General features: G+C 57.7%; 15 protein-coding genes. 11 read left to right on the top strand and 4 right to left on the bottom strand.

The annotated features are described in order from the left end of the window. Window positions 1-33: 33 nt before the first annotated feature. Together ASF69_RS11020 and sppA are read right to left on the bottom strand one after the other, a co-directional pair. Window positions 34-354, bottom strand: a complete 321-nt coding sequence (locus ASF69_RS11020) for an integration host factor subunit beta (RefSeq protein ID WP_280136383.1) — start codon at window positions 352-354, stop codon at window positions 34-36. Window positions 355-365: 11 nt separating this feature from the next. Further along, window positions 366-1319 carry a signal peptide peptidase SppA gene (gene sppA, locus ASF69_RS11015; RefSeq protein ID WP_062587381.1) on the bottom strand — a complete coding sequence of 318 codons (954 nt, stop codon included), beginning with the start codon at window positions 1317-1319 and terminating at the stop codon, window positions 366-368. 238 nt (window positions 1320-1557) lie between these two features. Between sppA and lptC the strand changes: the two genes are divergently transcribed. The 6 genes from lptC to ptsN all read left to right on the top strand — a co-directional run bounded on the left by lptC (window position 1558) and on the right by ptsN (window position 6707). Further along, the gene (gene lptC / locus ASF69_RS11010; RefSeq protein ID WP_062587380.1) at window positions 1558-2223 is read left to right on the top strand and encodes an LPS export ABC transporter periplasmic protein LptC; all 666 of its coding nucleotides are present in this window, start codon (window positions 1558-1560) and stop codon (window positions 2221-2223) included. Window positions 2224-2266: 43 nt separating this feature from the next. Beyond that, window positions 2267-2815 (top strand): LptA/OstA family protein, encoded by a 549-nt coding sequence (locus tag ASF69_RS11005; RefSeq protein WP_244475454.1) that lies wholly within the window; start codon window positions 2267-2269, stop codon window positions 2813-2815. Window positions 2816-2849: 34 nt separating this feature from the next. Continuing rightward, window positions 2850-3638: an LPS export ABC transporter ATP-binding protein gene (lptB, locus tag ASF69_RS11000; RefSeq protein WP_062587703.1), complete on the top strand. Its 789-nt coding sequence runs from the start codon at window positions 2850-2852 to the stop codon at window positions 3636-3638. Window positions 3639-3820: 182 nt separating this feature from the next. Then, complete coding sequence (gene rpoN, locus ASF69_RS10995) at window positions 3821-5368, top strand: RNA polymerase factor sigma-54 (protein ID WP_062587378.1); 1548 nt, start codon at window positions 3821-3823, stop codon at window positions 5366-5368. A 224-nt stretch (window positions 5369-5592) separates the two neighbouring features. After that, window positions 5593-6168, top strand: coding sequence for a ribosome-associated translation inhibitor RaiA (gene raiA, locus ASF69_RS10990; RefSeq protein ID WP_062587377.1), 576 nt, complete (start codon window positions 5593-5595; stop codon window positions 6166-6168). A gap of 77 nt (window positions 6169-6245) precedes the next feature. Then, a complete protein-coding gene (gene ptsN, locus ASF69_RS10985; protein WP_062587376.1) occupies window positions 6246-6707 on the top strand; it encodes a PTS IIA-like nitrogen regulatory protein PtsN in 462 nt (153 codons plus the stop codon). A 279-nt stretch (window positions 6708-6986) separates the two neighbouring features. Here ptsN and grpE read toward each other — a convergent pair whose 3' ends face one another. Together grpE and hrcA are read right to left on the bottom strand one after the other, a co-directional pair. Next, window positions 6987-7622, bottom strand: coding sequence for a nucleotide exchange factor GrpE (grpE, locus tag ASF69_RS10980; RefSeq protein ID WP_062587700.1), 636 nt, complete (start codon window positions 7620-7622; stop codon window positions 6987-6989). 115 nt (window positions 7623-7737) lie between these two features. Then, window positions 7738-8829, bottom strand: a complete 1092-nt coding sequence (gene hrcA / locus ASF69_RS10975) for a heat-inducible transcriptional repressor HrcA (protein ID WP_062587375.1) — start codon at window positions 8827-8829, stop codon at window positions 7738-7740. Between the two features lie 160 nt (window positions 8830-8989). Between hrcA and rph the strand changes: the two genes are divergently transcribed. The 5 genes from rph to ASF69_RS10950 all read left to right on the top strand — a co-directional run bounded on the left by rph (window position 8990) and on the right by ASF69_RS10950 (window position 12577). Next, window positions 8990-9706, top strand: a complete 717-nt coding sequence (gene rph, locus ASF69_RS10970; RefSeq protein WP_062587698.1) for a ribonuclease PH — start codon at window positions 8990-8992, stop codon at window positions 9704-9706. A 16-nt stretch (window positions 9707-9722) separates the two neighbouring features. Then, window positions 9723-10367, top strand: coding sequence for an RdgB/HAM1 family non-canonical purine NTP pyrophosphatase (rdgB, locus tag ASF69_RS10965; RefSeq protein ID WP_062587374.1), 645 nt, complete (start codon window positions 9723-9725; stop codon window positions 10365-10367). Then, a complete protein-coding gene (hemW, locus tag ASF69_RS10960) occupies window positions 10367-11572 on the top strand; it encodes a radical SAM family heme chaperone HemW (RefSeq protein WP_062587696.1) in 1206 nt (401 codons plus the stop codon). Before rdgB ends, hemW begins: the two co-directional genes overlap by 1 nt. 77 nt (window positions 11573-11649) lie before the next feature. Then, on the top strand, window positions 11650-12105 hold the full coding sequence (locus tag ASF69_RS10955) for a hypothetical protein (RefSeq protein ID WP_062587373.1): 456 nt from the start codon (window positions 11650-11652) through the stop codon (window positions 12103-12105). A gap of 4 nt (window positions 12106-12109) precedes the next feature. Further along, window positions 12110-12577, top strand: coding sequence for a GNAT family N-acetyltransferase (locus ASF69_RS10950; protein WP_062587372.1), 468 nt, complete (start codon window positions 12110-12112; stop codon window positions 12575-12577). Window positions 12578-12628 lie beyond the last annotated feature (51 nt).

The following is a 12628-nucleotide window of genomic DNA, read 5'->3' as shown; positions in this document are numbered from 1 at the left end:
GTGCAGTGGGAATAGGCGGGAAAACTCCCGCTCTCAATCCTCGTCTTCGACGTCATTCATTCCGGGATTCAGGCGTTCTCTCAACTCCTTGCCGGTCTTGAAGAAGGGAACCCATTTTTCCTCGACGAAAACGGATTCACCCGTGCGCGGGTTCCGCCCCGACCGGGATGGACGATTTTTCACCGAAAAGGCGCCAAATCCGCGCAGTTCCACGCGGTTTCCCGCAGCCAGTGCATCGGTGATTTCATCGAGAACCGCATTGACGATATTTTCGACGTCGCGGTGATAAAGGTGCGGGTTATGCGCAGCCACAATCTGCACCAGTTCAGACTTAATCACGGTTGCCCCCTGAATAAATTGGATTTTTAACGCTCACCAACCTGCCAAACCGAAACAAGACCGTCAAGAAACAACTTGTCGGTGCCCAGTTGGGAAGGCGTATTGAATGGCAGTCCTGCATCATATCCCAGCAGCTGTGCAATGCCTGCGAGGCTGAAAAGCGAAAAAGCCGAGCGCTTGGGAGGTGCCGTCCATTCGACAATCGGCAGATCCTTCGCAACCTGTCTCGTTTCGAAATAGCTGCGAATTTCCTTTTCGCCCCCGAGCGTATCGACCAGCTTGGCGGCAACGGCCTGGCGTCCGGTGAAAATCGAACCATCGGCGAGCTTCAGGACTTCTTCCCGCGGCAGCTTGCGGCGTTCTGCGACAAGATCGACGAACCAGTTGTAGCTGTCCATGACCATATTGCGGATCATGGTCTTGGATTCTTCCGGTGGCTCATGGAAGGGCGATGGCTCGGCCTTCATCGGCGATGATTTGATTTCCTGCAGCGAAACGCCCAGCTTGTCCAGCAATGGCTTGACCTGCGGATACTGGAAGATAACGCCGATCGACCCGGTGATCGAGGTATCGCCGGCGATGATCGTGTCGCCTGCGGCAGCAATCATGTAGCCCGCCGAAGCAGCCAGTGTCCGCACGTCGGAAACGACAGGCTTCTTTTCGGCAATGGCGCGGATTGCCTTGAAAATCCGCTCGCCGCCATAGGTCGTGCCGCCGGGAGAGGAAATGGAAACGATCAGGCCCTTGGCGCTGTCGCTGTCGGCAATCTTCTGGAGACGCTCCAGCAATTCGGTGTCGTCCTGGATGAGACCGCTTATTTCGACCCGCGCCAGATGCGGCCGCACGCTGGTGGTCGGCTCGGTGAAGGCGAAGCGATAGACGGCGAAACATCCCGCCGCCAGCAGCAGAATGGCGGCTACGCGCCAGAACGTCAGCTTGCGTCGCAACTGCCTGCGATCTGCGATTGCCATCTGATCCATTCAATCACCTTCGACTAAGATCGGTCATGCGTGCTGGTGCACAGCCAGCCTTGTAAACACCTAATGCGCGGAAACAAACGGGAAAGCATCGTTTTGATAAAAATATCGTCACCCTTGCGCTCCTTCAGAGAAAAACCATATTGGCAGAGCTAGGCTACCATGCCAAATACAACTGCAACCTTGGATAACGTCGCCCTGTCATTGGCGGATTGCGACGATGCCGCCCTGGACTTAAGAGATGCTTGAACGAATGAGCCACCCAGCGCCCGGTTTCCCCATGTCCGGTGGACATGAGAAGGCCTATGCCATGGCGCAGCGCCATTCCCGCCGCGTCAAGAGGCTCAAGGTCATTCTTCCGCTTGGGGCTGCCGTCATCGCGCTTGCCTTCATCGGCGTGTCGCTTGCGCGCACCTGGTTGCCGGATGAGGTTTCGCTGGAAAGCGCAACGGTTGAAAATGGCAAGATCGTCATGGAAAAGCCAGCCCTTGCGGGCCGCAACAACAAGGGCTTCGATTATTCCATGAATGCCGAGCGGGCCTTGCAGGACATTGCCAGCCCCAATCTGATGACGCTTGAAAAAGTGATGGCTGCGGTTCCCATGAACGATATCGTCGCTCAGGTGATTGCGCAGGAAGGCATTTTCGACCGGGCGACCAACCGGCTGCAAATGACGGCACCCTTTGACATCAATCTCACCAATGGCATACAAGCGAAGTTCCAGTCTGCAAATGTCGATCTGAAAGCCGGGACGATGGATACGGCCAAACCGGTCTCCATCACCACAAAGGACGGCTCGATTATTGCAGAAAGTATGCACATAGCAGATAATGGCAAAACGATTACATTTTCGGGGCAGGTACGAGCTCGTATAGCTGCATCCACAATTCAGAACGCAGGCAAGTGAGAGCCCGACCCATATGATGCAGATTTCGCGCCCCTATCGTTGCATGAACGCCGTTTACTTCGCTGCTGCGCTTGCCTTGGTCTCCGCAGCGGGCCCCGTTGCCGCCCAGAGCACGACGAGCAGCATGGAGGGCCTGAAGCTTTCCAACGACCAGCCGATCGCGATCGAAAGCGACCAGCTCGAAGTGCGCGATCAGGAACACAAGGCCTATTTCACCGGCAATGTTAAGGTCGTGCAGGGCACGACAACGCTGCAGGCCGGCAAGATGACCGTGCTCTACAAGAGCAAGGGCGATGGCGCGGCGGCCAACTCGTCCATCACGAGCGGCGGTGCAGACATCGACAAGATTTTCGTCGACAACTCCGTGTATCTCAGCTCCGGCACCCAGAAGGCGACGGCCGACAAGGGCGAGTTCGACATGGCGGCGCAGACCTTCATTCTGTCCGGCAAGCAGGTCGTGCTCTCTCAGGAAACCAACGTGTTTACGGGCTGCAAGCTGACGGTGTTCATGGAAACCGGCCAGGCGAAGCTGGAAAGCTGTGGCGGTCCGGTTCGCATCATGCTCGACCCGAAAACACAGAAAAAGCAATAGTCCCGATCCGGTGAAGATTCCCTTGATTTCAAAGCTGTTTGGTGCCGGTTCCCAACCTGCACCGGAGGTCGATAGCGCCTCTGGAGATAAGACCCGTTATGAAGGTACTTTGATCGCCCACGGGCTGACGAAGACCTACAACACGCGCCGTGTTGTCAACGGTGTCTCGCTTGTCGTGCGACGTGGAGAGGCCGTGGGTCTGCTTGGCCCGAACGGTGCTGGCAAGACGACCTGTTTCTACATGATCACGGGCCTCGTTCCGGTCGATTCGGGCAAGATCGCCATCAATGGCAACGATGTGACGAGTATGCCCATGTATCGTCGCTCACGTCTGGGCGTGGGCTATCTGCCGCAGGAAGCATCGATTTTTCGCGGTCTGACGGTGGAAGAAAACATTCGCGCCGTTCTGGAAGTGCATGAGCGCGACGAAAAGAAGCGCAATCGCAAGCTCGACGAGTTGCTGGAAGAGTTTCATATTTCCCAGCTTCGAAAGTCGCCTGCCGTGGCCCTTTCGGGCGGCGAACGCAGACGTCTGGAAATTGCCCGCGCTCTGGCCACCGATCCGACATTCATGTTGCTGGACGAACCCTTTGCGGGCGTCGATCCCATTTCGGTCAGCGATATCCAGAATCTGGTGCGCCATCTGACGGCGCGCGGTATCGGCGTGCTGATCACCGACCACAATGTCCGTGAGACACTGGGTCTGATCGACCGCGCCTATATCATCCACGCTGGCGAAGTGCTCACGCATGGCAGAGCGTCCGAAATCGTCGATAACGCCGATGTTCGCAGGCTTTACCTCGGCAACAACTTCAGTCTTTAGTAAGCCAGTTCCAGAAAATGAACGATTTCTGCGGCCCGTGAATGAAGATTCTTCACGGCGGCCCACAGTTGCGCTTGACCAAACTTCAATAAAAAGCAATTTTTGGGCCAAGTCAGACCTTGTCGCTCAAAATTCTTCAAATCTGCTGCGACAGAGGGCTTTATGGGAGTTTAGCGTTCACCATGGCCTTGTCCGCCAGTCTTCAGCTGCGTCAAAGCCAGTCTCTGGTAATGACCCCGCAACTGATGCAGTCGATCCAGCTGCTTCAGATGACGCATGTTGAACTCACGCAATTCATCGCACAGGAGGTTGAGAAGAATCCTCTGCTTGAAATTGCGGCAAACGACAGCGATTTGGGCAGCGATCATGACTTCGGCGATGACAGGGCCGACAGCACCGTTTCCATCGAGGACCACGCGTCTGAAACCGCTGGCGACGCTGACGAATGGTACGGAGACCGTGCAGCGAGCCTCAACGAACAGCTCGACACCGGTTTGGAGAATGTCTTTCCGGACGACACGACGCAGCTGAAGGCGGATGCTCCCGAACTTGCGGGGCAATGGAAGTCGATGCCGGGCGCCGAGGCGTCGGAAGGCTACGATCTCGATGATTTCGTCGCCGGAAAGCCAAGTCTGCGCGAACATCTGCTGCAACAGATGCCCTTTACGGTAACATTGCCGCGCGAGCGCATCATTGCCGACGCCCTGCTCGATCACCTCGATGAGACCGGCTATCTGCCGCAGGAAGCGGTACCGGATATCGCAGAGCGGCTGAACATGCAGACCGGCGAAATCGAGACCATTCTGGCCTGCCTGCAGACCATGGATCCTCCCGGCGTATTTGCCCGGTCGCTTAGCGAGTGCCTATCCATCCAGCTTGCCCAGAGAGATCGCCTTGACCCTGCGATGCGGGCATTCGTCAATAATCTGGAGCTTCTGGCAAAACGGGATTTCCTGTCGTTGAAGAAGATCTGCGGTGTTGGCGAGGAAGACCTTCTCGACATGCTCTCGGAAATACGCGGCCTCAATCCCCGGCCCGGCGCCGGCTTTGAAACCGGAATGTCCGAAACGATCATACCCGACATCATCGTCCGTCCTTCGAATGAGGGCGGATGGGCGATTGAGCTGAACCCTGAGACCCTGCCCCGGGTGCTGGTCAACCAGACCTATTTCGCGCAGGTCTCCAAGACCAGAACGCGTGAGGGTGAGGACGGCGAATTTATTGCCGAATGCATGCAGACGGCCAACTGGCTGACGCGCAGCCTCGACCAGCGCGCCAAGACGATCATGAAGGTTGCCAGCGAAATCGTGCGCCAGCAGGATGCCTTCCTGCTCCACGGCGTCGACCATTTGCGCCCGCTCAATCTCAGGCAGGTTGCCGATGCGATCAAGATGCACGAGTCAACCGTAAGTCGCGTCACTTCCCGCAAATACATGCTGACACCGCGTGGCCTTTTCGAACTCAAATATTTCTTCAGCGTGTCGATTGGCGCCGTCGAGGGCGGCGACAGTCACTCGGCGGAGGCCGTACGCTACCGCATCAAGGCAATGATCGCCCAGGAAGCGCCGGAGGCCGTGCTATCGGATGACGATATCGTTGATATTCTGAAAAAAAATGGCGTCGAACTGGCGCGACGAACCGTCGCAAAATATCGTGAAGCGATGAATATTCCCTCCTCCGTACAGCGGCGAAGAGAGAAGAAGGCGCAGGCGAAAATCGCCACTGCGTAACGAAATATTCATATATCTCAAAACGTTAATAATGTTAATTGACTCTTCATGTCGCGGAGGCTAGAAGCTCGCCGCACGGAGAAGAGGGGCCCGTTCAACGAAGAATTGCACGGCTTGTGACGGTGCGACAAAGGAATGAGAGCGAAAGACTCTCGAAACGCTTGGATGAGCGCTTAGGTTGACGTAAGCTGCTACACGCAAATCACTGAAAAAGGAAAATTTCCATGAGTGTGCGTGTATCTGGTAAACATATGGATATCGGCGAATCGTTCCGTCAGAGGATCGAGGACAACATTAGCCTGGCGATTACCAAATACTTTGATGGGGGGTATTCTGGTCAAGTAACGGTCGAGAAATCCGGCGCGCGTTTCGACGCAGACTGCAAGATACATCTCGATACCGGCATTGTCCTGCATGCCGCCGGACAGGCGAATGATCCGCAGGCAAGCTTTGATGCTGCTGCCGCACGCATCGAAAAGCGGCTGCGCAGATACAAGAGAAAATTGAAGGACCATCACAACGGTGCTTCGGCAAATGGCATGATGGAAGAATTTCCATACACGGTCATGGATGCCGTACCTGATGAAGATGAGGAACTGCCTGAAGATTTTGCTCCGACCATCGTGGCGGAGACATCCAAGCAGGTCAAAACGATGACGGTCGCAAGCGCAGTCATGGCGCTGGACATGACGGATGAGCCGGTTTTGCTGTTTCGCAGCCCCGGCAAGGAACTGAATATCGTCTACCGTCGCAACGATGGCAACATCGGCTGGATTGACGCGGCGACGATCAAGAACTGAATAGTCTGAAAAGACACTGGAAGCGCAGCGTCCCGTACGTTGCGCTTCCTGTCTCGACGGCATGAAGGATAAAGAGAATGGCGTTGGCAGATTTGCTGCAACAAGATGCGATTATTCCCGCCCTCAAGGTCAACTCCAAAAAGCAGCTCCTTCAGGAACTGGCGGCGAGGGCCTCCAGAATCACCGGCGTGGCTGAGCGGGAAGTATTCGACGTCATCTTGCAGCGCGAACGGCTCGGTTCGACCGGTGTCGGCCACGGTATCGCCATTCCCCATGGAAAACTCGCCAGCATCGACAAGATCGTCGGCGTGTTCGCCCGTCTTGAAAATGCGGTCGATTTCGAAGCGCTGGACGATCAGCCCGTCGATCTCGTCTTTCTTCTGCTGGCACCCGAGGGTGCCGGTGCTGACCACCTGAAGGCGCTGTCGCGTATTGCCCGCGTTCTTCGCGATCCCGAACTGGTGGCCAAACTGCGCGCAACGGAATCGGACACCGCCATCTACACCTTCCTCAATCAGGAACAGGCCAACGCCGCCTGAGCTCTCCCATCTGACACATTGAAATCTCGCGGTTGACTGACCCGCTGTGCCCGCGCGCAGGGATGCGTTGCAGGCCGCTACGTTTTGCAAGCGCAGGGGTTTAGCTGTCTGGGACTTGAGGGATTTGGGCTTGAGATTTCAGCCTTGGAGAATGCGTGCGGCGAGCGGCTTTAAAAACCAACGCCTGCTTAGACATGGCCTGGGCAAGGTCAGCGACACTGCCAGGCGCCGTGTTGCGCGCCGCCCCGGCAGGTGCGGGGCGACGACGGTCGATTTGGGTTAAGCGTCTTTTTCGTTGACGCTGCTTGTACCCGGCTCTGCAGAGACCGGCGCATCGCCCTTGGGGCCGCCCTTGGCGACACCGACCATTGCCGGGCGCAGAACACGCTCACCAATCGTGAAGCCTGCCTGCACCACCTGCACGACGGTGTTGTTGGGAACGGCGGTATTGGGGATTTCGAACATCGCCTGATGGAAGTTCGGGTCGAACTTCTCTCCTTCTGCGTCGATCTTGCGAACGCCATGGCGCTCGAGCGCAGACAGCATCGCGCGTTCGGTCATGTCCACGCCTTCGATGAGGCCTGAAATACCGGCTTCCGAGTTCGTCTTCAGCTCGGCAGGAATGGCTTCCAGCGCGCGGCGAAGATTATCGGAAACGGCGAGCATGTCGCGGGCGAAGCCTGCGACGGAATAGGCCTTGGCATCCTTGACTTCACGCTCGGTACGGCGGCGAAGATTGTCCATCTCGGCTGCAAGGCGCAGGAATTTGTCGCGCAGATCGGCGTTTTCGGCCTTCAGCACATCAATCGGATCGGGCTCTGCCTGCTCAGGCACGGCGTTTTCTGCCGCTTCCGCTTCGGCCGCCTCGTCTACGACGTCTGCGTCAGGTCCGGCTTTTTTGGTGTCATCGGTCATGACGGTCTCCAGCTTCACATGTGTTCATGGGGTTGCGCCCGATATCGAGCTTTGCCAAGCAAAAATCAAGGCTTGCGAGCAAAACCATCTATTATTGAATGATGTCTTTTCGATATCAGCGTCTTTGGCTGGAAAGACGGGCCATGATCTGGGCCGTGTAATCGACCATCGGCACGATGCGGGAGTAGTTGAGACGCGTTGGCCCGATAACGCCGACAGCGCCCACCACGCGGTTCTCATCGTCCCTGTAGGGCGCAACGATGAGCGATGAGCCGGAAAGCGAAAAGAGCTTGTTCTCCGAGCCGATGAAAATTCTGACACCCGAGCCGGTTTCGGCGAGGTTCAGCACCTCGATGAGATTGTCCTTGCGCTCCAGATCGTCGAAAAGCAGGCGGACACGATCAATATCCTCCTCGCCGGCCAAGCCTTCCAGCAGATTGGAGCGCCCGCGCACGATGAGCCGTCCGAGCTTGCCTTCTTCATTGTCCCCTGACCAGACCGCAAGACCGCGCGTGACGAGATCCTGTGCAAGCGTGCTAAGGGCTGACTGCAGCTCCGATTTCTGCTGCAAAAGCTGCGATCTGAGTTCTGGCAGCGTTTGGCCCGACAGATGCGCATTGATGAAGTTGGCGGCCTCGGTGAGTTGCGAGGAGGTGATGCCAGCTGGCAGGTCGATGATCCGGTTTTCGACCTGATTGTTGTCGCCGACAAGAATGGCGAGGCCCTTGGTCGGCTCCAGACGGATGAATTCGACATGCTTGAGAACAGCATCGCTTTTCGTGGTCAGCACAAGTCCTGCGCCGCGCGACATGCCTGACAACATGCGGCTCGCTTCGGTCAGCAAGCCCTCAATCGGCTGTTCGCGTCCGGAGACGGGGCCAATCTGGCGATCGATGCTCTCGCGCTGCTCTGCGGGTAGATCCCCCACCTGCATGAAAGCGTCCACGAAGAAGCGCAGCCCCGTCTGCGTGGGCAGTCTACCGGCGCTGATATGGGGCGAGTAGATGAGCCCGAGCTCTTCCAGGTCGCTCATGACATTGCGCACGGAGGCCGGGGAAAGCGACATCGGCAACAGGCGTGAAAGATTGCGCGACCCCAGCGGCTCGCCATTTTCCAGATATCCCTCGACAATGCGCCGAAAGATCTCGCGTGAGCGATCATCCAGCAGCGCACCCGGTTCTTTTCCGATCGGAGGAGAAACGCCCATTCGCCCACTCTTCATTATGTCAGCAACATCGCGAATATAGTCGCTCACGGCCTTAAGTGAAATCGGAAATTCCGCGCAGGGTTAAGCTGCAGCCCGCTTTTCCTTTGCAAAAAGGCCGAGGCAGCCTTAGAAGGCGGAAATCAAAATGGAGAAGAACCATATGCGGCCTTCAGGCAGAAAAACCGATCAGATGCGCAAAGTTTCCTTTGAGCGCAATTTCTCCAAGCACGCAGAGGGTTCCTGTCTGGTCAAGTTCGGTGACACGCATGTGCTCGTTACCGCAAGCCTTGAAGAAAAGACGCCACCATGGCTGCGCAACAGCGGCAAGGGCTGGGTCACCGCCGAATATGGCATGCTGCCCCGCTCCACCCATGAGCGCATGAAGCGTGAAGCCGCGTCTGGCAAGCAGGGTGGCAGAACCCAGGAAATCCAGCGGCTGATTGGCCGTTCTCTTCGTGCCGTTGTCGATCTGCAGGCGCTTGGCGAGCGCCAGATCAGCATCGACTGCGACGTCATCCAGGCCGATGGCGGCACCCGCACCGCTTCCATCACCGGCGCATGGATTGCCCTTCATGACTGCCTGAAGTGGATGGAAAGCCGCAACATGATCAAGGTGGAGAAGGTCCTGAAAGACCATATCGCCGCCATTTCCTGCGGCATCTTCGCCAGCCAGCCGGTGATCGATCTCGATTATCTCGAGGATTCCTCGGCTGAAACCGATGCGAATTTCGTCATCACCGGATCCGGCGGCATTGTCGAAATCCAGGGCACGGCGGAAGGCGCACCCTTCTCGGAAGAGGAATTCCTGACGCTGCTCGGCCTTGCCAAGACCGGCTGCGCAGAACTCGTTGAGATGCAGAAGCAGGCAATCGCCTGATCCGGAGCGAAGCACCATGCGCAAACTCGAGACACGCACCATTGTCGTTGCCAGCCACAACAAGGGCAAGATTGCCGAGATTGCCGATCTGATCGGCCCTCTCGGCTTTTCCGCCAAGTCTGCGGCCGAGCTGAATTTCGCAGAGCCCGACGAGACCGGCACGACCTTCGAGGAAAATGCCGCGATCAAGGCGCTCGCCTCGGCGAAGGCCTCCGGCCTGCCAGCGCTGTCTGACGATTCCGGTCTGGTCATCGACGCGCTGGATGGCGCGCCCGGCGTCTATACCGCCAATTGGGCCGAAACGGCTGACGGTACGCGCGATTTCGCCATGGCGATGCAGAAGGTCGAAGATGCGCTTCGCGAACGCGGCGCGACCGAGCCTTCGGCCCGCACCGCCCGCTTCGTCAGCGTGCTGTGCCTCGCATGGCCCGATGGCCATACGGAATTCTTCCGCGGCGAAATCGAAGGCACCGTTGCATGGCCCCCGCGCGGTGAAAGCGGCTTCGGCTACGACCCCGTCTTCCAGCCGGAAGGCTATGAGACGACCTTCGGTGAAATGAGCGCCGAGGAAAAGCACGGCTGGAAGCCTGGCGACCCGCAGGCGCTTTCCCACCGCGCCCGCGCCTTCAAGACATTCGTCGAAACCTGTCTGGACGCATGATGACCGATCTTGGGAGCAGGTTCTCCCCTGCCCCCAATATGACGATTGCGCCCGATACTGGTGATCCCGGTTTCGGCATCTATGTGCACTGGCCCTTCTGCGCGGCCAAATGCCCCTATTGCGATTTCAACAGCCATGTCCGTCACAAGCCGGTGGATCAGGAGCGCTTCGTCGCCGCCTTCCTGCGGGAAATGCAGACCATGCGAAGCTTAAGCGGCGCGAAGGTGGTCACCAGCATCTTCATGGGCGGCGGCACGCCCTCGCTGATGGACCCGCAGACGGTGGGCGCCATTCTGGATGGCATCGCCCGCTTCTGGCATGTGCCAGATGGCATCGAAATCACCATGGAGGCCAACCCGTCCAGCGTGGAGGCGGAGCGTTTTCGCGGCTACCGGGCCGCTGGCGTCAACCGCGTCTCCATGGGTGTGCAGGCGCTGAACGACCGCGACCTGAAATTTCTGGGCCGTTTGCATGATGTGGCGGATGCGCTGAAAGCGATCAGGCTGGCGCGCGAAATCTTCCCGCGCATGTCCTTCGACCTCATCTATGCCCGCCCGAACCAGACGGTCGAAGAGTGGGAGAAGGAATTGGTCGAGGCCATCTCCTATGCCGTTGACCACCTCTCGCTCTACCAGTTGACCATCGAAGAAGGCACCGCCTTTTACGGCCTGCACAAGGCAGGCAAACTGATCGTTCCCGATGGCGATCAATCCGCTTTGCTCTACGAGGCAACGCAGGAGATTACCGCCCGCCATGGCATGCCAGCCTATGAGGTGTCCAACCACGCCAAGCCCGGCGCGGAAAGCCGCCATAACCTGACCTATTGGCGCTATGGCGATTACGCCGGCATCGGCCCCGGCGCCCATGGACGCCTGACCAAAGGCGGCGCAAAGCTTGCCACCGCCACCGAGCGCCAGCCGGAAACATGGCTCGATGCGGTCGAGCGTGATGGCCACGGCATCGTGGATCAGGAATTGCTTGGTGTCGAAGAACAGTCCGACGAGCTGTTGCTGATGGGCCTTCGCTTGCGCGAAGGCGTAGACCTAGCCCGCTGGAGCGACCTCTCCGGCCGCGATCTCGACCCCGACAAGGAAGAATTCCTCCTCCAGCACGGCTTCATAGAGCGCATCGGCAATTCCCGCCTGCGCTGCACACCTGCGGGCATGCTGATTTTGGATTCGGTGGTGGCTGATCTGGCGTGTTGATGACACGTCTGTTCAAAGGGAAGCATCCTCTTGGACGCAAGCTGATCCAGGCACCCGGAATTTGAAGAAAGGCAACCATGAATCTGATTGAGGAACGGGTGGCGAGGGCACGGGAGGGCACCAACCCCTTCGTCATTGCCCGGATGGCTTCAGGTTGGCTGGTCATTGGCGACGTGCAACCCCTTCCCGGCTATTGTCTTTTGCTTGCGGACCCGGTCGTCCCAAGTCTCAACCATCTTGACGCTCAGGAGCGTCTCATATTTTTGAACGATATGGCTGTGGTGGGTGATGCGCTTCTGAACGTGACCGGGTGTGCGCGGGTAAACTATGAGATATGGGGAAATGCAGAGCCTGCCCTGCACGCCCATATCATGCCCAGATACGATTCCGAACCGACAGACAAACGCCATCGTCCCGCTTGCATGGGCTATTCCTGGCCCGATTCCCCCAAATCTTCCGGTGATGATTGCGGAGCGCTTGTGTCCAAGCTGAGACAAGCCCTCGCCGATATCCAGTCATCGAAGGAGGATTAAGGATATGGGCCAAATCAGAATAGTGCCGCTGAGCGAACATCCGCATTATGTCGCGCCGCTGGTTGAAATGCTGCATACAGAGTGGGGCTCCCTTTCGAATTGGAGCGACCCGGTAGCGCTTCAGACTGTTATCGAAAGTCGTTTGCAAATCCATGCGGCACCGCTGGCACTGGTCGCACTCGACGATGTAAAACTCGCAGGAAGCGTCAGCATTACGCGAGACGAACTCCCGCACCACCCGGACAAGACATTCTGGGTGGGTGATGTCATCGTGGCCGCCGATCAGCGGGGCAAGGGCATTGGAACGCTCATGCTGCGCGCCATCGTCGCCCATGCCGCAAAGATCGGCATCACCGATCTCTATCTCTATACGCCCGATCAGGAAAACTATTACCGTAAACTCGGATGGGAAACGATCGGTCGCGACCCCGCCAATGGCGAGGACAATGTTGTCATGCGGTATTGCTTGTAAATTTCCGCTGTGGACGTGGCGTTGTTGTGGCAATAAATCATCACTTGGTAT

This window comes from Rhizobium sp. Leaf311 (assembly GCF_001423445.1).
GTDB lineage: Bacteria > Pseudomonadota > Alphaproteobacteria > Rhizobiales > Rhizobiaceae > Agrobacterium.
The sequence above is the reverse complement of the archived record's forward strand: the minus strand, read 5'-3'. Positions and strand labels throughout refer to the sequence as shown.

Bases quoted from the DNA above. Each gene is read 5' to 3' on its own strand.
- rph (WP_062587698.1), top strand. From the start codon at position 8,990: ATGCGGCCTTCAGGCAGAAAAACCGATCAGATGCGCAAAGTTTCCTTT.
- raiA (WP_062587377.1), top strand. From the start codon at position 5,593: ATGAGTGTGCGTGTATCTGGTAAACATATGGATATCGGCGAATCGTTC.
- grpE (WP_062587700.1), bottom strand. From the start codon at position 7,622: ATGACCGATGACACCAAAAAAGCCGGACCTGACGCAGACGTCGTAGAC.
- lptC (WP_062587380.1), top strand. From the start codon at position 1,558: ATGCTTGAACGAATGAGCCACCCAGCGCCCGGTTTCCCCATGTCCGGT.
- ASF69_RS10955 (WP_062587373.1), top strand. From the start codon at position 11,650: ATGAATCTGATTGAGGAACGGGTGGCGAGGGCACGGGAGGGCACCAAC.
- rpoN (WP_062587378.1), top strand. From the start codon at position 3,821: ATGGCCTTGTCCGCCAGTCTTCAGCTGCGTCAAAGCCAGTCTCTGGTA.
- ASF69_RS11005 (WP_244475454.1), top strand. From the start codon at position 2,267: ATGAACGCCGTTTACTTCGCTGCTGCGCTTGCCTTGGTCTCCGCAGCG.
- rdgB (WP_062587374.1), top strand. From the start codon at position 9,723: ATGCGCAAACTCGAGACACGCACCATTGTCGTTGCCAGCCACAACAAG.
- hemW (WP_062587696.1), top strand. From the start codon at position 10,367: ATGACCGATCTTGGGAGCAGGTTCTCCCCTGCCCCCAATATGACGATT.
- sppA (WP_062587381.1), bottom strand. From the start codon at position 1,319: ATGGATCAGATGGCAATCGCAGATCGCAGGCAGTTGCGACGCAAGCTG.
- ptsN (WP_062587376.1), top strand. From the start codon at position 6,246: ATGGCGTTGGCAGATTTGCTGCAACAAGATGCGATTATTCCCGCCCTC.
- ASF69_RS10950 (WP_062587372.1), top strand. From the start codon at position 12,110: ATGGGCCAAATCAGAATAGTGCCGCTGAGCGAACATCCGCATTATGTC.
- hrcA (WP_062587375.1), bottom strand. From the start codon at position 8,829: ATGGGCGTTTCTCCTCCGATCGGAAAAGAACCGGGTGCGCTGCTGGAT.